The sequence below is a fragment of the Kitasatospora papulosa genome (assembly GCF_000717245.1).
GTDB classification, from domain to species: domain Bacteria; phylum Actinomycetota; class Actinomycetes; order Streptomycetales; family Streptomycetaceae; genus Streptomyces; species Streptomyces papulosus.
In genome coordinates, this window is the sequence record NZ_JNYQ01000004.1 from 318,559 (window position 1) to 334,624 (window position 16,066).

Genomic DNA, 16,066 nt, shown 5'->3' on the forward strand with positions numbered 1-16,066 from the left:
GCACCACCGAAGGGCAGTCACCGTGACTGACAAGTTCGACAAGGTGCCCGGCGGCCCATCGGTCGCCGAGGCACCCGTCTCCAAGGCCACCACCGTCGCACCGGAGACCATCAGGGCCATCCCCGTACGGCACGTCGGCCGCTGGATCAGCGGTGTGGTCGTGCTCGCGCTGCTGGCGGCCCTGGTCTACGCCTTCTCGCAGGGCAACATCCAGTGGCAGGCCGTCCAGGACAAGCTGTTCGACGACACCGTCCTGGCGGGAGCCGGCCGCACGCTGATGATCAGTGTGCTCGCCATGGCCCTCGGCGTGGTCCTGGGTGTGGTGCTCGCCGTGATGCGGCTCTCCAGGAACCCCGTGACCAGCTGGGTGGCGTGGCTGTACATCTGGTTCTTCCGCGGCACCCCGGTCTACGTGCAGCTGCTGCTCTGGTTCAACCTGGCCCTGATCTTCCCGGTCCTCAACATCCCGTTCGTCTACAAGGACGAGATGACCGACGTGATGACGCCGTTCATGTGCGCCCTGCTGGGGCTGGCCCTCAACGAGGCCGCGTACATGGCGGAGATCGTCCGGGCGGGCATCCAGTCGGTGGACGAGGGCCAGACCGAGGCCTCGCACGCGCTCGGCATGACCCAGGCGAAGACGATGCGCCGCGTGGTGCTCCCGCAGGCCCTGCGGGTGATCATCCCGCCGACCGGCAACGAGTTCATCAACATGCTGAAGACCTCGTCCCTGGTCTACGCGGTCACCTACAACGAGCTGCTGCGCTCCACCTCGCAGATCGGCTCGACCAGTTACGCGGTGATGGAGATGCTCTTCGTCGCCTCCATCTGGTACATCGTGATGACCAGCGTGTTCAGCGTCGGCCAGTACTACCTGGAGCGGCGTTACGCCCGGGGCACCCTGCGCAGCCTGCCGCTCACCCCGTGGCAGCGGGTCAAGGTCAACTTCGCCTCCTTCAGCAACCGTCCTTCGGGGGGTGTCTCCGCATGACCGCCATGGTGAAGGCCGAGGGCGTCCACAAGTCCTTCGGCCCCGCGCACATCCTCAAGGGCATCGACCTGGAGGTCGCCCCGCGTGAGGTGTTCTGCCTGATCGGCCCGTCCGGTTCCGGCAAGTCGACGTTCCTCCGGTGCATCAACCACCTGGAGCAGATCAACGCCGGACGGCTGTACGTCGACGGCGAACTGGTCGGCTACCGGCAGAAGGGCGACAAGCTCTACGAGCTCAAGGACACCGAGGTCGCCCTCCAGCGACGTGACATCGGCATGGTCTTCCAGCGCTTCAACCTGTTCCCGCACATGACGGCCCTCGAGAACGTCATGGAGGCGCCGATCCAGGTCAAGCGCGAGACCAGGGCGGTCGCCCGGGCCCGCGCCGAGCGGCTGCTGGACCGGGTCGGCCTGTCCGACAAGGCGAAGAACTACCCGTCCCAGCTCTCCGGCGGACAGCAGCAGCGGGTGGCCATCGCCCGCGCCCTGGCCATGGAGCCGAAGCTGATGCTCTTCGACGAGCCGACGTCGGCCCTCGACCCGGAGCTGGTCGGTGACGTCCTGGACGTCATGCGCGGCCTCGCGGAGGAGGGCATGACGATGATCGTGGTCACCCACGAGATGGGCTTCGCCCGTGAGGTCGGTGACGCGCTGGTCTTCATGGACGACGGCGTCGTGGTCGAGTCGGGCCACCCGCGCGACGTCCTGACGAACCCGCAGCACGACCGGACGAAGTCCTTCCTGTCAAAGGTGCTGTAGCACCCCCGCGACGACGAGGAGGGCGGTACGGACCTGGTCCGTACCGCCCTCCTCGTCGCTTCCCGCCCCTCGGCCCCCGTACCGCCGCCCTACTTCACGGCGAGCACCAGGCTGTCCGAGGGCGAGGCCCAGACCGCCCGCGCCTCCGCGAAGCCGGCCTCGCGCAGTGTGCGGGCGTGCCAGTGGACGGACGGCATGTCACCGTCCGCGTGCTCGCCGTAGATCGCGAACCGCTCGGCCGTGGGCTCCGCGAGGACCGGGTCCTTCGCCGCCAGGGCCCACCAGTCCGCCCAGTCCACGGCGCCCCGGGCCCTGGCCCGGTCCATGGCCGCGTGCCGGTGGGCGCGTTCGGCGGCGTTGATGCGGGGGGTCCCGGTGTCGATCATGTGGTCCGCGTTCATGAAGACCCCGCCGTCCCTGACCAGTCCGCCGATCTGCCCGTACAGGGTGGCCAGCGGCTCACTGTGCAGCCAGTGCAGTGCGGTGGCGGTGAGCACGGCGTCGTACGCCTCGTGCGGAAGCCGTTCGGTCCAGGCGGCGTCCTTCAGGTCGGCGGTGACGAAGGTGACCCGGTCGTCCCCCTCGAAGGTGCCGCGCGCGATGGCGAGCAGCGCGGGGTCGAGGTCGACGCCCGTACTGGTGGCTCGGGGGAACCTCTTGAGCAGCCGGTCCGTAATACTGCCCGTACCGCACGCCAGGTCGAGCACTCTCGGTTCGGGCCCCACGACGGCCTCGACCATGTCCAGCATCACCCGGAACCGCTCCTCGCGGTCCGGCATGTACCACTCCTGCTGCCGGTCCCAGCTCTCCTGCCAGGACTGCCAGTCGGTGCCTGTCGCCGTCACCCGGACCTCCACCTCGTCACGCATATCTGTAATACCCATCAAAGGCGACCACCCATTACACTGGTCGACGCATCGACCATAGACCGACGCCGTAAGGACTACAAGTGGAATTGGCCTATTACTCGGATTACGCCGTGCGTCTGGTCAACACCGAGGAGCCGGCCCGGGGCACGGACTCCCTCACCACGGTCGAGTCCGTGCGTGACCTGTTCGGCGCGAACACGCAGGCGGCCCGCCGTGCGACCGACGGGGACGTGACCCGCTTCCGGTCCGTGCGGGCCCGGCTGCGCGCGGTCTTCGAGGCGGCGGACGACGGCGACGAGACCCTCGCGGTCGATCTGCTCAACTCACTGCTGCTGGAGTTCCCGGTGAGCCCGCAGATCTCCGGCCACGACACCCGGGCCGAGGACGGCACACCGGACTGGCACATGCACCTCGCCGACCACCCGTCGAACGCGACGGCGGGCTACGCCGCGATCGCGGCCATGGGCCTCGCCTTCCACCTCACCTCGCACGGTGTGGACCGGCTCGGCCTGTGCGAGGCCGCGCCGTGCCGCAACGCCTACCTCGACACCTCGACGAACCGCTCCCGGCGCTACTGCTCGGACCGCTGCGCGACCCGGGCCAACGTGGCCGCCTACCGGGCCCGCAAACGCCTGGAGTCGGAGCGTTCCGACGAGACCCGGCGCACCGCCGACACCGCCCAGCCCAGCAGCCCGAACACCGACCGCTGATCCTTCCTCAGCGGCCGGTAGCGGGCCCGTACCCGGGCCAGCACGAGCTCTTCGGGCACCGTCCCGTAGTCCGTGCTGTCCCCGCCCGCGAACGAGTTGTCGCCGAGCACCCACCAGCCGCCGTCGCGCCGTTCGGAGGCCCGCTTCACGACCAGCAGGTCCTGCTGGAGCGGATGACGCAGGATCACCACGTCCCCCGGGCGCACCGGCGCCCCGCGCTGAACAAGCAGCAGGTCCCCGTGGTAGAGCGTGGGAACCATCGACGGCCCCGTCACCTCCACCACCTGGAACGGCCTGCGCGCCGCCCGCCCGCTCCACGGCTCCTCCGCCGGTTCCGGCATCTGTGGCACCTCCCCGTCCATCCTCCGGCACACGGCTGCGCGCACCACTCCGTATTTTCGGCCGACGGTCCCATCCTCACCCCGGACTTTTGGCCTAAGCCCCAGGGGGCAGCCGCGGAAAGGGGCCTCCCACGGAGTAATGTCCCACCTGAGAAGACGATCACGAGGAAGGACAGCTCCATGCTTTCCCGCCTGTTTGCCCCCAAGGTGAAGGTCAGCGCCCACTGCGACCTGCCCTGCGGCGTGTACGACCCGGCCCAGGCCCGCATCGAGGCCGAGTCCGTCAAGGCCGTCCAGGAGAAGTACCAGGCCAATGAGGACGCGGACTTCCGCACCCGCGCCGTTCTGATCAAGGAACAGCGTGCCGAGCTCGCGAAGCACCACGTCTCGGTGCTCTGGAGCGACTACTTCAAGCCCCCGCACTTCGAGAAGTACCCGGAGCTGCACCAGCTGGTCAACGACACCCTGAAGGCGCTCTCCGCGGCCAAGGGCTCGAACGACCCGGCCACGGGCCAGAAGGCTCTGGACCTGATCGCCCAGATCGACACGATCTTCTGGGAGACCAAGAAGGCCTGACCCCGGGCCCGGCCGACGGGCCGACGGGATCCCCGCCGGCCCGTCGCCCATCCGTCCGCACCCGGTCCTCCGGACGCCGTCCACGGCGCCCCTGACGGACCGGGTGCGGTCTTCTTTTCCCGGCCGCCCTGCCGTGGTGCAGGGACCACCGCGAACGGCCCGTCAGGCCTCCGGCAGGAGATGGCGGTAGCTGTCCGGGTGGTCCCTCAGGTAGGCGGACAGACCTGTGGCCGGACGGCCCGTGAGGGTGGGGACGGCGTCCGAGACCGTCTCCAGCTCGCCGGCGGCGATCGCCTGGTACGAGGTGACCCAGCCGGCCACCTCCCAGTCCTCGGCACCGTAGCGGGCACGGGAGGCGTAGGCCTCCTCCTCGGTCTCGGGCACGTACCGGACCGTGCGGCCGGTGTGCCGGCTCAGTTCCTCGGCGGCCTCCGCCAGGGTGAACGCCTCGGGGCCCGTGAGCTCGTACGTCGCGCCGTCGTGGCCCGTGCCCTCGTCCAGCAGGACGGCCGACGCCGCGTCCGCGATGTCCTCGTGGGAGACGGCCGAGACCCGCCCCTCTCCGCCGGGGCCGCGCAGGACACCGTCGGAACCCGTCATCGCGGGGATGCCGGCGAGGTACCAGCCGTCCCTCAGGAAGGTGTGGCGCACTCCGGTCATGCGGAGGTGCGCCTCGGTGTGCCAGTGGTCGCGGGCGAACGTGAACGTCGCGTCCGGCGCCGCACCGAGGAACGACACGTACACGATGCGCTCGACACCCGCCGCCAGGGCCGCGTCCACCGCCGTGGTGTGCTCGGTCACCCGGCCGGGGCTCTCGTGCGCCGAGACGAGGAACAGGGTGTGCGCGCCGTCGAGGGCGCGGCGCATGGCCTCCCCGTCGCCGTACGCCGCCGGGGGCGCGGCGACCGCGCCGGGCAGGTCGGGCAGCCGGGCGGGGTCACGGCCGAGGAGGCGCACGGGGACACCTGTACGGGCCAGCCGGGCGGCCACCCGGCCGCCGACCGCGCCGCTCGCGCCGGTCACCGCGACGAGATCACTGATCACGGGGTCCCGCCCTGCTCGTCCGCGGCGCGCGTGGCCTGCCCCGCCCAGGGGCGCACCTCCACGACGGCGTCCGTGGGCAGCGGTCCGTAGATGTGCGGGAACTCCTCGCCGCCCGGCTCCATCGCCTCGTACCGGACGGGCGCCGGGACCCGACCGGTGTCGATGACGAGAACCACCAGGTTGTCGGTGTCCGACCCGTACACCGCCCGTGCCACGGACGGGAGCTGGTGGGGCAGTGAACAGTGGATGAACCCCTCCTCCCCCAGGGTGCGGCCCCTGGTCGACATCTCGTACGTCCCCGCGGTGCGAGCGGCCTCCCACAGGGGCTCTTCGGTGAGGTGCAGCAACTGTTCGGTCATCGGGCCACGTTAAGGGCCGGCGGGCGTCCCGAGGAGCTTCGCCTCCGTCCGCGCGTCGAGACCGACGGCCGGCCGGTCCGGACGCTGCGGGACCGTGCCACCGAGATCCCGCATCCAGGCCCAGGTGTCGGCGACCGTCTCACCGACCGGTCTGCACCGCAGCCCGGCGGCGTGCGCCTTGGAGACATCACCCCTGTGCAGCGTGTCGTGGAGCTCGCCGGCGGGCAGCCAGACCGGCAGGTCCGTCCATGGCTCGACGCCCGCGGCGAGGAGCGTCTCCGGGTCGGTCCAGCGCAGCCGGGCACGCGATCCGGTGACCTGGACGCAGGCGTCCAGGAGTTCACCCATGGTCGCGTGCCCGGGGTGGCTCACGGTGTTGTACGCCCCGGAGAGGCCGCCGGCCGCAGCGTCCAGCAGCCAGTCCGCCAGGTCACGGGCGTCGATGTACTGGATTCCGGCGTCCGGTGGCCCCGGCGCGACGACGGCTCCGCCCCGTGCGGCCCGGCCCAGCCACCACGGCAGACGGCCGATGTTCTCCCCGGGGCCGAGGATCAGCCCGGCCCGGGCCAGCAGCGCCCGGTCCCCGAAGGCGTCGAGCGCGGCCAGCTCCCCGCCGCGTTTGGCCAGGGCGTAGGAGACGTCGGGGCCGTCGTCGGGAGAGGCACCGGCCACCAGCGGGCCGTCCTCCGCCAGTCCGGCCGGGGCGGGCTGGGCGTACACCGACCTGCTGGAGACGTAACCGAAGTGCCCGGCTCTGCCCGACAGCAGCCGGGCCGCGTCCCGCACCGCCGAGGGTGCGCCGCTCCAGGTGTCGACGACCAGGTCCCAGGTGCCGTCGGCCAGTGCCCGCAGGCCGGCCTCCCCCGTCGTGCGGTCACCGGTCAGTGTCCGCGCCCCGGCGGGTGCCGCGTGGTGGCCGCGGTGGAAGACCGTGACCTCCCATCCACGCGCGAGCGCCGCGTCGGTGACGGCGCGTCCGACGAATTCCGTACCGCCCAGCATCAGGAGCCTCATAGGGCGATCGTGCCCGCCGCGGCCGGTGGGGACAACGGAAGGTCGCTCTCGGCAGAACGGGGAACTCCCGGCTCAGGACGTCTGCGCGAGCGGGCTGCGGTGACGCAGCAGCCACCGGTGGTAGTCCTCGGCCCGCCGTGCCGCGTCGCGGTAGGCCGCCTCCAGTTCCCCGTACACCGCGTCCGTGTCCGCGCCCTGCCGGGAGACCAGCAGCAGCCGTACCGCCAGCGGGTCGCCGCGCAGCGGGCGTATCGCCATGTCGTCGCGGGGGACCGAGGTGGGCTGGCAGGGGGCGACCGCCTCACCGAGCACGACGAGGGAGGCCGCCGTGAGGTAGTCGCCGTGCAGGACGGGCGGATCGAGGCCGGCGGCACCCAGGACCCGCCGGACACCGTCCCATTCCCCGTCCACGGAGGGGTCGACCATCCACCGGTCGTCCGCCAGGTCGTCGAGGTCCACCACCGGCCGTCCCGCGGCCGGGTGGTCCCGGGACAGGGAGATGAACTGCGGTTCCCGCTCCAGGAGTACGCGCTGGACGAGTCCGTCCGGGACGGCGAGCGGGCAGCCCTCGACCTCGTGCACGAAGGCGACGTCCAGCCGGCCGGCCGCGACCTCCCCGAGCAGTGCCCGGGCGGAGACGTCGACCCGGAGCGAGATGTCGGTGCCGGGCAGCCGGAGGCGAAGTCCGCGCAGCCAGCCGCCGATGACCCTGCTCGCGGTGGACCCGATGCGCAGGCGCGGGCCGCCTGCCCGGGCGGCCTCGGCCTCCGCCATCGCGGCGCCGACCAGGGCGGACATGCCGTCCACCAGAGGACGGGCCCGGCTGAGGACGGCGTGTCCGAGGAGGGTGGGCAGACAGCCCGTCCTCCCGCGGCGGAACAGCTCCGCGCCCATGCTCTTCTCGATCCGCTGGAGCTGGGTGGTCAAGGAGGGCTGGCTGACGCCCAGCCTCCGTGCCGCCTGGTGCAGGCTGCCGGTGTCGGCGATGGCGCAGAGCGCCCTGAGGTGCCTCACCTCGAGCTCCATGAACGCGAGGGTATGGCTGTTCGTACGTCGAGCACCAGATGCCCCAACCCCCACCAACCGGGCCGATTCAGGGGGTGTCGGGGCGTCCGGCACTGTGATGGTTCTGTGCGTCTCCCGCCCCTCCGTCGGCCTCCGCGGAGCGGGCGATAGGGCGGCGCTATCGCCGGTTGACATCATCCGCCGCGGGCCCGGCTGCCCCGACACTCTTGCCGTACCCCCCACCCGTTCTCCCTCCGGACATCCGGACGGGGTTCATCGGACAGGCAGGAGACACCCCCCATGAGACACCCCAGGACAGCTGTCATGTCGGCCGTGGCCGGTCTCGGACTCGGCCTCGCCGCCGCGCTCGGCACCACCCCCGCGGTCGCCGCCGCCCCGTCCCCCGCGAGCACCGCCCAGGCCGGCTACGCCGCGTACGCCGGTTCGAGCGAGAACGCCAAGGCCAACAAGGCCTTCTTCGACGCCGTCATGAAGTCGGTCGCCGAGAAGCGGGCCGCGAACCCGGGTGCGGCGGCGGTCACCGTCGTCTACAGCACCACCAACGCCCCCAGCTTCCGCAGCCAGATAGCGAGCAGCACCAGCATCTGGAACAGCTCGGTCAGCAACGTCAAGCTGCAGGAGGGGTCGAACCCCGACTTCACCTACCGCGAGGGCAACGACTCCCGTGGGTCGTACGCGAGCACGAACGGCCACGGCAGCGGCTACATCTTCCTGGACTACGCCCAGAACCGGCAGTACAACTCGACCCGGGTCACCGCCCATGAGACCGGGCACGTCCTCGGGCTGCCCGACCACTACACCGGCCCGTGCAGCGAGCTCATGTCCGGTGGCGGCCCCGGCACGTCCTGCACGAACGCCTACCCGAACTCGACCGAGCGCTCGAGGGTGAACACCCTCTGGCAGAACGGCTTCGCGGCCGCGCTCGCCCGCGCGACCTCCTGACACGACTTCCGGCGCGACCGCATCACCCGGCACAGGGGCCGTTCCGCACCGGCGGGACGGCCCCACGGCGTTGCCGGAAGGGTCAGGCCAGTTCGAGCGGGAAGGCTCCCCGGTGCCCCGTGCCGGCCCCGTGCGCCGGGCGTGGTTCGAACTCCCGGCAGCTCCATATCTCCTGGACGAATCCGGTCCGCAGGTCCCAGAGGTCCGCGACGTCGTCCCCGCCCACCACGTCGCGGTAGGCGTCCTTCGCCCCGCGGAAGCAGGCGAGCCCGCCGGACAGCCCGCGGACCGGGGCCGGGAAGTAGTCGGAGAAGGCGCAGGCTATGCACGTCTGCAGATGGATGTCCGGCGGCAGGACCCGCTGCACCGTGGCCAGCGCCGCGGCGAAGTCGCCCTCGGCGCGGTTCGACTCGTACACCGCGCCGTCCAGATGGAGGGCCAGGCACAGGTCCGGATCCGCCCTGCGCAGGGACAGCAGGCAGCGGAGGGTGGCCTGGCGGGCCGTGCCGGCCGCGAGGACCGGCAGCGGCAGGTCCCACTCCAGGACGCAGTCGTCGAGCACGCCGTCCGGGAGGTCGAACAGCCCCTCGGTGGCCGGCGCGCCCTCCACGGGGCGCAGACCGTCGAAGCTCGCGCCCTCGAAGTCCGTGCCCCGCACCCGGATACGGAGCGACTGTCCGTCCGTGGTGAGAATGACGGCCTCGGAACCACGGCGGTCCCGGTACCAGCCTGCCCACGACTCATCTGTCATGAGCAGGGACTGTAGCCCTGCCCCAGGGCCCGCCCTGCGGCACCCTCCCCTTCCGTGGGCCGGGTGGCCGGACCGCTCATCGGGCCTGCGGCTCACGCCACATGGGCCACATCGGCGGGCCCTCGGGAAGCTCGACGGTCCGTCCCGTGAAGGTGAAGCCGAGCCGTTCGTAGAGACCGCGGCTGCGCGCGCTGCTCGCCTCCAGGTAGGCAGGGGTCCCCTCCCGGTCGCAGCGCTCCAGGACCTCCCTCATCAGCGCTTCACCGATGCCCTCCCCCTGGCGCCCGGGGGCGACGCCGATCATCAACAGGTAGGCGTGCGCGCGGTCGTGGGGATGGACCGCTCCGGTCAGCCGCCCCACCAGCTCGGCCCGCTCGTTGTCGGGATCCGCGGTCTCCCTCATGAGGGCGGGGGTGTCGTCCTCCTCCTCCGGCGCGCCCGCGGGCACATCGAGCCAGAGGGCCGTCGCCGTGCCGTCCTCCAGCAGGTCGACACGTCCCTCCTCCAGCGCGACGTCCGCGAAGACCCCCAGGAACCTCCCGTGCACCGCGTGCCGGTGATCCTCGTCCGGGAAGACCCAGCAGCTCACCGGGTCGTGGTGGAAGGCCTCCGCCAGGATCCGTACGACCTGGTCCCTGTCCCGCCGCTCCGCCTGCCGTACGCGTACGCCCATGACCGGCCCCGCCCCTTCGTCCCGTGGTGGATCGTCGCAACCGACCGACGGAATCATAGAGTTGGCCGACCGGCCGGTCCTGGGCGGTCCGGTTCAGTACGTTCTGCGGGTGACGAACTCGGCCAGGGCCAGCAGGTCTCCGGCAGCGGCCGGGTCGGGGACCGCGCGGGACAGATGGTGCACGGCCCGGGCCATCCGGTCCGCGGCCGCAGCCTGGGCCCAGTCACGGCCCCCCGCCCGTTCGACCGCGTCCGCGGCGCTCCTCACCTCCCTCGGCGTGTTCATGGCGCCCCGGTAGAGCGCGGCGAGCTCGGCGGCCGCCGGGGTGCCCGAGGTGAGCGCGGCGACCACCGGCAGGGACTTCTTGTGGGCGGTCAGGTCCGCGCCGACCGGTTTGCCCGTGCGGGCCGTGTCGCCCCAGATGCCGATCAGGTCGTCGATGAGCTGGAAGGCGAGGCCCGCCTCCCTTCCGAAGCCGTCCATCGCGCGCACCGCCCTCTCGTCCGCCCCGCCGTAGAGCGCGCCCAGGGCGCAGGCACAGCCGAGCAGGGCGCCGGTCTTGGCCATGGCCATGGCCAGGCACTCGTCCAGGGTGACGTCGTCCGGGCCGCGGTCCTCCAGGCCGCAGTCGGCCTGCTGTCCCGCGCAGAGCTCGATGACGCAGGTGGAGAGCCGTCCCGCCGCGTGCGGGGACGCCGGGTGCGGATCGTCCGTCAGGAGGCGGAGGGCGAGCGAGAACATCGCGTCACCCGTGATCACGGCGTCGGGCACACCGAACACCGCCCAGGCCGTGGGCCGGTGCCGGCGCGTGGTGTCCTCGTCGATGACGTCGTCGTGGAGCAGGGTGAAGTTGTGCGCGAGTTCCACGGCGACCGCGGCACGCATGGCGGCGTCCGGATCGCCTCCCACCGCGCGGGCGGCGGCCAGGACGAGGGCAGGGCGGATGGCCTTGCCGGCCCGGCCCGCCGCGGGCGTCCCGTCGGCGTCCTGCCAGCCGAAGTGGTACTTGGCGACCCGCCGGATCGCCCCGGGCAGCGTCTCGACGGCTGCCCGCAGCTGCGGATCGACGGCGTCACGGGTGCGCTCCAGGAGCGCGACGGCCTTGTCCTCCTCCATCGCGGCATCCGTACTGGTCATGGTCACGGTCACTCCTTCCGGGTGCCACGGGGCACCGGTGTCGCGGCCTGGGCCTGCCGGGGCCCGGGCGCCGTACGCCCGGGCCCCCCGGGGAGCGTCACCGCCAGCGGCTGACCTCCACGTTCTCCAGGACCCCGAGGGCGTCGGGCACGAGGACGGCGGCGGAGTAGTACGCCGTCACGAGGTACGAGATGATCGCCTGCTCGTCGATGCCCATGAAGCGCACCGAGAGGCTCGGCTCGATCTCGTCCGGGATCCCGCTCTGCTGGAGTCCGACGACACCCTGGTCCGCCTCGCCGGTCCGCATGCAGATGATCGACGTGGTGCGGGCGTCGGTGACCGGGATCTTGTTGCAGGGGAAGATCGGCACCCCTCGCCAGGCGGGTACGTGGTGCCCGCCGACCTCGACGCTCTGCGGTACCAGGCCGCGCTTGTTGCACTCACGGCCGAAGGCCGCGATGGCCCGGGGATGCGCGAGGAAGAGGTTCGATCCGCGTCGCCGCGACAGGAGCTCGTCCATGTCGTCGGGACCGGGCGCCCCGGCGTGGGGCTGGATCCGCTGCCCGTAGTCGCAGTTGTGCAGCAGGCCGAACTCCCGGTTGTTGACGAGCTCGTGCTCCTGGCGCTCGCGCAGCGCCTCGACGGTGAGGCGCAACTGCTGCTCGGTCTGGTTCATCGGCTGGTTGTAGAGGTCGGCCACCCGGGTGTGGACCTTCAGCACGGTCTGGGCGACGCTCAGTTCGTACTCGCGGGGCGACGACTCGTAGTCGACGAAGGTGTGCGGGACGACGCTCTCGCCCACGTGCCCCGCCGAGAGGTCGATCTCCGCCTCGCCGTACGGGTTGGTCCGCTGGTGCGGGATCGCGAGCAGTCCGGCGAGGTGGTCGCGGAGCGAGTCGGCCCGGGCCGCGAGGTTGAGCACGTCCGACCGGCGCAGGGTGAGCAGGGTGCAGGCGGTGACCGCACGGGCCGTGTACTGCCAGGTCGCGTCGCCGTCGACCAGGACGTGGTCGCCGAAGTAGGCGCCGTCGGCGAGGACTCCGAGCACCGTCTCGTCGCCGTACGGCCCGGTCCCGATCTTCTCGACCTTGCCGTGGGCCAGCAGGTGGACGCGGTCCGCCGCGTCGCCGGCCGCGGCGAGGACCTCTCCGGCCGCGACGTCGCGCTGCTCGCACCTGCGCGCCAGCTCACCCAGCACGTCCTCGTCGGCGAAGTCGCGCAGGGCGGGAAGCTCCCCGAGCTCGGCGGGGATGACCGCGACCCGGTCGCCGGTCTGGACGAATGTCACCCTGCCGTCCCCGACCGAATGGCTCAGCCGGCGGTTCACCCGGTACGTGCCGCCCTGCACCTGCACCCACGGGAGCATGCGCAGCAGCCACCGCGAGGAGATCTCCTGCATCTGCGGGGCGGACTTGGTCGTCGTCGCGAGGTTCCGCGCGGCCGCCGTGCCGAGACTCTGCTGCGGCGGCTGCGTGTCGCGAACCTCTTCACCAACGGACATCCGACATCCTCTCGATCATGATCTGACCTGCGTGAAGAAGACTTGCAGCCGGAGGACGAAGCGCGCTATCACACAAAAGAGTGTGACTAGTCGGTCCCGAGGAGGGGCACCTCACCCGCACTCGGTGCCCGGGCGGGGCCCCGGGGCACCGCATTCGGACACCCGGTCGAACGGGACCGGGTGACCTAGGACTTCGGTCGGTACGGCGGATGCGACCTCGACGTCCCCGGCTGCGACCCGCGCCCGTTACGCGGCCGTGGAAGCCCGCATAGCGTGCTCGCCATGGATACGACAGGCACCCTCGACGAGGCGCTCCAACGGCTTCACGCCTCCGGCCCCGAGCGGCTGGGACGGCTGACCAACCACGCGCCGATGGCCGTCGAGGCCCTCGCCGCCCGCGGTCAGGAGGCGGCCGTGCACCGCTGGCTCGACCTGTACGCGTCCCGGCTGGAGGAGTTCCCGGACGCCGTCGAGCCGATCGCGGACGCCGACTGGCGTTCCGCTCTGGGCGACCCGCGCCGCGCCGCCGACTGGATAGCCCGGTTCGGCCGCGAACTCGGCGAACGGCCCTGGCGCGACGTGCTCGCCCTGTGGTGGCCGCGTCTCCTGCCCGGCATGTACGGAGGATCGACGCATCCGGTGATCCGCGTGGGCCATGCCGTGCGCACGCTCCTGGCGGACCGGAGCGGGGGCGGGATCACCGAGCCGCGTCTGACCGAGCTCGCCCACGCCCTCGGGTACTGGGCGGCCCGCCACCACCCCGTCGCGGACCTGGTCCCCGTGTCCGGCGCCGCCGACGCCGCGGCGGCCCTCGACGCGGTGGTGCCGCTCGACGTGCGGGAGGGCGGCTTCCCGGCCCGGCTCGGCCGGGTCAGGAGTCTGCCGGTGTGGGCGGCGGCCGTCACGGACCCTGCCGAGGCGCACCGCCGGCTCACCGAACTCGTCCGGGCGGCCACGCACCGGTACGCCACCCACGGCCACGGCGACGCGACGATGCTGGTGCACGCGGCCACGGCTCCCAACGCCGTCCTGCGCACGCTGCCCGCCCTTCCCCGGGCCCTGTGGGTCCCGAGTCTCCGGGCGGCCTGGACGGCCTCCGCGGCGGTGACCGCCATGTACGCGCCGGACGCCCCGGAGCCCTGTGTCCCGCCGGGCGCCGTCACCCCCGAAGAGGTCTTCGAGCGTGCCCTGGCGCACGGCGACGAACACGTCGTCAAGCTGGCCGACACGGCGCTCGACGTCGGCGACGAGCGGGCGTTCGCGGCGGCCCTGCGTGCCGTGGAGCTCGGCGAACCGCTGCGGTAGGGCGGTTCAGTGCGCGAGCGGCGCTCCCGACACGACGACCTTGCCCGGGTTGAGGATGCCGTACGGGTCCAGGGCCGCCTTGACCGCCCGCTGCATGGCGAGGTTGACGGGGCCGACCTCGCGGTCCATGCCGCCCATCTTCAGCAGCCCCACGCCGTGTTCGCCGGTGACCGTGCCGCCGAAGGCGATGGCCGCGTCGAGGATCTCCTCGAAGGCGAGCTGGGCGCGCGCCCTGGCCGCGTCGTCGCCGGGTTCGGTGATGATCAGCGGGTGCAGGTTGCCGTCCCCGGCGTGGGCGATGTTGGCGATGAGCACCTCGTGCTCACCGGCGATCTCCTCGATGCGGGCCAGCATCTGCGGCACCCGGGAGCGCGGCACGACCACGTCCTCGGTGAGCACCGGCCCCAGCCGCTCCAGCGCGGGATAGGCGAGCCGCCTGGCCTGGAACAGGGCGTCCGCCTCCGCCTGGTCGGTGGAGACCTCGGCCCAGGCGGCGCCGGCCTCGGCGAAAGCGGCCCGGATGGTCTCGGCCTCGGCGTCGCCGGCGGCTCCGGGGGTGTCCACGCGGCCGAGCAGGATCGCGTCCGCGTCCGCCGAGAGGCCCATGTTCTTCCACGCGTCGACGGCCTTCAGGCAGTGCCGGTCGAGGAGTTCGAGCGCCGAGGGAACGACTCCCGCCGCCGTCACCCGGCTCACCGCGTCACCGGCCGCGACGACCGAGTCGAAGAAGCCCGCCACCGTGCGCTCCGGCGGGCGCGCGCCCCGCAGCTTCACGGTGATCTCGGTGATCACCCCGAGAGTGCCCTCGGAGCCGACGAACAGACCGCACAGGTCGTACCCGGCGACCCCCTTCGCGGTTTGCCGGCCCATCCGGACGATCTCGCCGAGGCCGTTGACGGCCTCCAGCCCGAGCACGTAGTCGCGGGTCACGCCGTACTTGACGCAGCACATGCCCCCGGCGTTGGTGGCCGCGTTGCCGCCGATGGTGGACCAGGGCGAGCTCGCCGGGTCCGGCGGGTACCAGAGGCCCTGCTCGGCGCAGGCCGCGCGCAGGTCGTCGTTGACGACGCCCGGCTGGACGACGGCGAGGCGCTCCACGGGGTCGATGCGCAGGATCCGGTTCATGTCCTCGAAGGAGAGGACGACGGCCCCGTCCACCGCGTTCGCCCCGCCCGACAGGCCCGTACCGGCGCCGCGCGGGACCACCGGGATGCGGTGCCGGGCGCAGTACGCGACGACGGCCCGGACCTCTTCGGTGTCCTGCGGGCGTACGACGGCGAGGGGCAGCCCCGCCGGGGCCCACTCCGCCTCGTCGTGCGCGTAACGGCCCAGGCTGTCCGGGTCGGTGATGACCTTGCCCGCCGGGATCCCGTCGGCTGCGTTCGGCTTCTGCACGGCCGCTGACCACCTCTCTCGCCCACGCGCGCCCCGCATCCGTCACGGGGCCGCACCCCTCCATCATGACGCGCCCCCTCCGGCCGGAACCGGGCACCCTAACTTGCATCCACAATGCAACTTATCTACGCTGCCGCCATGCGGCTGACGCGATTCACCGATGTGGCGCTGCGGGTGCTCATGCGCCTGACCGTCACGACGGACGGCGAGGACCCGCCGACCACCCGCGAGGTGGCGGCCACCATGGAGGTGCCCTACACCCACGCGGCCAAGGTCGTGGCCCGCCTCCAGCACCTCGGGCTCGTCGACGCGCGCCGGGGCCGCGGCGGGGGCCTCACGCTCACCACCGCGGGGCGCTCCGCCTCGATCGGCACCCTGGTGAGAGAGCTGGAGGGGCCGGGCGAAGTCGTCGAATGCGAGGGGGACACCCCGTGCCCCCTGCGGTCCGCCTGCCGGCTCCGCTCGGCACTGCGACGGGCCGAAGAGGCCTTCTACGCCTCGCTCGACCCGCTCACGGTCAGCGATCTCGCCGCCTCCCCCACCGGCCCGCTCCTGCTGGGCATCAGCCGCGGCCGCCCGGCGCCGGGCTGATCCACCGGCCCCCGCCGACCGCACCCCACGGCGCACGGCGACAGGATCGCGCTGCCTAAAAATATGCATCTCACATGCCAATT

General features: G+C 72.3%; 18 protein-coding genes. 7 read left to right on the top strand and 11 right to left on the bottom strand.

What is annotated here, in order from left to right; genetic code table 11:
* The first annotated feature begins 22 nt into the window (after positions 1 to 22).
* Both IA22_RS0112625 and IA22_RS0112630 read left to right on the top strand, forming a co-directional pair.
* Positions 23 to 991, top strand: a complete 969-nt coding sequence (locus IA22_RS0112625; RefSeq protein WP_015578702.1) for an amino acid ABC transporter permease — start codon at positions 23 to 25, stop codon at positions 989 to 991.
* A complete protein-coding gene (locus IA22_RS0112630) occupies positions 988 to 1,749 on the top strand; it encodes an amino acid ABC transporter ATP-binding protein (RefSeq protein ID WP_014154117.1) in 762 nt (253 codons plus the stop codon). The genes IA22_RS0112625 and IA22_RS0112630 overlap by 4 nt, the downstream gene beginning before the upstream one ends.
* A gap of 89 nt (positions 1,750 to 1,838) precedes the next feature.
* On the opposite strand, the gene IA22_RS0112635 is transcribed toward IA22_RS0112630, so the two are convergent.
* On the bottom strand, positions 1,839 to 2,633 hold the full coding sequence (locus IA22_RS0112635; protein ID WP_051694792.1) for a class I SAM-dependent methyltransferase: 795 nt from the start codon (positions 2,631 to 2,633) through the stop codon (positions 1,839 to 1,841).
* A gap of 65 nt (positions 2,634 to 2,698) precedes the next feature.
* Between IA22_RS0112635 and IA22_RS0112640 the strand changes: the two genes are divergently transcribed.
* Positions 2,699 to 3,328, top strand: coding sequence for a CGNR zinc finger domain-containing protein (locus tag IA22_RS0112640; protein WP_030123650.1), 630 nt, complete (start codon positions 2,699 to 2,701; stop codon positions 3,326 to 3,328).
* Here IA22_RS0112640 and sodX read toward each other — a convergent pair.
* Positions 3,232 to 3,669, bottom strand: a complete 438-nt coding sequence (gene sodX, locus IA22_RS35190; protein ID WP_014154120.1) for a nickel-type superoxide dismutase maturation protease — start codon at positions 3,667 to 3,669, stop codon at positions 3,232 to 3,234. The genes IA22_RS0112640 and sodX overlap by 97 nt on opposite strands.
* 180 nt (positions 3,670 to 3,849) lie before the next feature.
* On the opposite strand from sodX, the gene sodN reads away from it, so the two are divergent.
* Positions 3,850 to 4,245 carry a superoxide dismutase, Ni gene (gene sodN / locus IA22_RS0112645; protein WP_014154121.1) on the top strand — a complete coding sequence of 132 codons (396 nt, stop codon included), beginning with the start codon at positions 3,850 to 3,852 and terminating at the stop codon, positions 4,243 to 4,245.
* A gap of 162 nt (positions 4,246 to 4,407) precedes the next feature.
* On the opposite strand, the gene IA22_RS0112650 is transcribed toward sodN, so the two are convergent.
* The 4 genes from IA22_RS0112650 to IA22_RS0112665 form a co-directional block, all read right to left on the bottom strand.
* Positions 4,408 to 5,289, bottom strand: coding sequence for an SDR family oxidoreductase (locus tag IA22_RS0112650; protein WP_030123651.1), 882 nt, complete (start codon positions 5,287 to 5,289; stop codon positions 4,408 to 4,410).
* Positions 5,286 to 5,648, bottom strand: coding sequence for a DUF952 domain-containing protein (locus tag IA22_RS0112655; RefSeq protein WP_015578699.1), 363 nt, complete (start codon positions 5,646 to 5,648; stop codon positions 5,286 to 5,288). The genes IA22_RS0112650 and IA22_RS0112655 overlap by 4 nt, the downstream gene beginning before the upstream one ends.
* A gap of 9 nt (positions 5,649 to 5,657) precedes the next feature.
* Positions 5,658 to 6,650, bottom strand: a complete 993-nt coding sequence (locus IA22_RS0112660) for an NAD-dependent epimerase/dehydratase family protein (RefSeq protein ID WP_014154124.1) — start codon at positions 6,648 to 6,650, stop codon at positions 5,658 to 5,660.
* Between the two features lie 84 nt (positions 6,651 to 6,734).
* Positions 6,735 to 7,688 carry a LysR family transcriptional regulator gene (locus tag IA22_RS0112665; protein WP_030123653.1) on the bottom strand — a complete coding sequence of 318 codons (954 nt, stop codon included), beginning with the start codon at positions 7,686 to 7,688 and terminating at the stop codon, positions 6,735 to 6,737.
* 279 nt (positions 7,689 to 7,967) lie between these two features.
* On the opposite strand from IA22_RS0112665, the gene snpA reads away from it, so the two are divergent.
* On the top strand, positions 7,968 to 8,630 hold the full coding sequence (gene snpA, locus IA22_RS0112670; protein ID WP_030123654.1) for a snapalysin: 663 nt from the start codon (positions 7,968 to 7,970) through the stop codon (positions 8,628 to 8,630).
* An 82-nt stretch (positions 8,631 to 8,712) separates the two neighbouring features.
* Here the strand turns inward: snpA and IA22_RS0112675 are convergent, their stop codons facing one another.
* The 4 genes from IA22_RS0112675 to IA22_RS0112690 form a co-directional block, all read right to left on the bottom strand.
* Entirely contained in the window at positions 8,713 to 9,381 is a 669-nt protein-coding gene (locus IA22_RS0112675) for a DUF6304 family protein (RefSeq protein WP_030123655.1), read from the bottom strand.
* A 76-nt stretch (positions 9,382 to 9,457) separates the two neighbouring features.
* Positions 9,458 to 10,054 (bottom strand): GNAT family N-acetyltransferase, encoded by a 597-nt coding sequence (locus IA22_RS0112680; protein ID WP_014154128.1) that lies wholly within the window; start codon positions 10,052 to 10,054, stop codon positions 9,458 to 9,460.
* Between the two features lie 93 nt (positions 10,055 to 10,147).
* Positions 10,148 to 11,191, bottom strand: coding sequence for a family 2 encapsulin nanocompartment cargo protein polyprenyl transferase (locus tag IA22_RS0112685; RefSeq protein ID WP_030123656.1), 1,044 nt, complete (start codon positions 11,189 to 11,191; stop codon positions 10,148 to 10,150).
* A 97-nt stretch (positions 11,192 to 11,288) separates the two neighbouring features.
* Positions 11,289 to 12,692, bottom strand: a complete 1,404-nt coding sequence (locus IA22_RS0112690; RefSeq protein WP_014154130.1) for a family 2B encapsulin nanocompartment shell protein — start codon at positions 12,690 to 12,692, stop codon at positions 11,289 to 11,291.
* Positions 12,693 to 12,974: 282 nt separating this feature from the next.
* Here IA22_RS0112690 and IA22_RS0112695 point away from each other — a divergent pair, with 282 nt between their 5' ends.
* Positions 12,975 to 13,997, top strand: a complete 1,023-nt coding sequence (locus IA22_RS0112695; protein ID WP_030123657.1) for a questin oxidase family protein — start codon at positions 12,975 to 12,977, stop codon at positions 13,995 to 13,997.
* Between the two features lie 6 nt (positions 13,998 to 14,003).
* Here IA22_RS0112695 and IA22_RS0112700 read toward each other — a convergent pair whose 3' ends face one another.
* Positions 14,004 to 15,431 carry an FAD-binding oxidoreductase gene (locus IA22_RS0112700; protein WP_203227114.1) on the bottom strand — a complete coding sequence of 476 codons (1,428 nt, stop codon included), beginning with the start codon at positions 15,429 to 15,431 and terminating at the stop codon, positions 14,004 to 14,006.
* A 99-nt stretch (positions 15,432 to 15,530) separates the two neighbouring features.
* On the opposite strand from IA22_RS0112700, the gene IA22_RS0112705 reads away from it, so the two are divergent.
* Positions 15,531 to 15,983: an RrF2 family transcriptional regulator gene (locus IA22_RS0112705; RefSeq protein WP_014154133.1), complete on the top strand. Its 453-nt coding sequence runs from the start codon at positions 15,531 to 15,533 to the stop codon at positions 15,981 to 15,983.
* Positions 15,984 to 16,066 lie beyond the last annotated feature (83 nt).

Coding starts and splice junctions, on each gene's coding strand:
- IA22_RS0112630 (WP_014154117.1), top strand. CDS start 988: ATGACCGCCATGGTGAAGGCCGAGGGCGTCCACAAGTCCTTCGGCCCC.
- IA22_RS0112635 (WP_051694792.1), bottom strand. CDS start 2,633: ATGGGTATTACAGATATGCGTGACGAGGTGGAGGTCCGGGTGACGGCG.
- sodX (WP_014154120.1), bottom strand. CDS start 3,669: ATGCCGGAACCGGCGGAGGAGCCGTGGAGCGGGCGGGCGGCGCGCAGG.
- sodN (WP_014154121.1), top strand. CDS start 3,850: ATGCTTTCCCGCCTGTTTGCCCCCAAGGTGAAGGTCAGCGCCCACTGC.
- IA22_RS0112655 (WP_015578699.1), bottom strand. CDS start 5,648: ATGACCGAACAGTTGCTGCACCTCACCGAAGAGCCCCTGTGGGAGGCC.
- IA22_RS0112660 (WP_014154124.1), bottom strand. CDS start 6,650: ATGCTGGGCGGTACGGAATTCGTCGGACGCGCCGTCACCGACGCGGCG.
- IA22_RS0112665 (WP_030123653.1), bottom strand. CDS start 7,688: ATGGAGCTCGAGGTGAGGCACCTCAGGGCGCTCTGCGCCATCGCCGAC.
- snpA (WP_030123654.1), top strand. CDS start 7,968: ATGAGACACCCCAGGACAGCTGTCATGTCGGCCGTGGCCGGTCTCGGA.
- IA22_RS0112675 (WP_030123655.1), bottom strand. CDS start 9,381: ATGACAGATGAGTCGTGGGCAGGCTGGTACCGGGACCGCCGTGGTTCC.
- IA22_RS0112680 (WP_014154128.1), bottom strand. CDS start 10,054: ATGGGCGTACGCGTACGGCAGGCGGAGCGGCGGGACAGGGACCAGGTC.
- IA22_RS0112685 (WP_030123656.1), bottom strand. CDS start 11,191: ATGACCAGTACGGATGCCGCGATGGAGGAGGACAAGGCCGTCGCGCTC.
- IA22_RS0112690 (WP_014154130.1), bottom strand. CDS start 12,692: ATGTCCGTTGGTGAAGAGGTTCGCGACACGCAGCCGCCGCAGCAGAGT.
- IA22_RS0112695 (WP_030123657.1), top strand. CDS start 12,975: ATGGATACGACAGGCACCCTCGACGAGGCGCTCCAACGGCTTCACGCC.
- IA22_RS0112700 (WP_203227114.1), bottom strand. CDS start 15,431: ATGCGGGGCGCGCGTGGGCGAGAGAGGTGGTCAGCGGCCGTGCAGAAG.
- IA22_RS0112705 (WP_014154133.1), top strand. CDS start 15,531: ATGCGGCTGACGCGATTCACCGATGTGGCGCTGCGGGTGCTCATGCGC.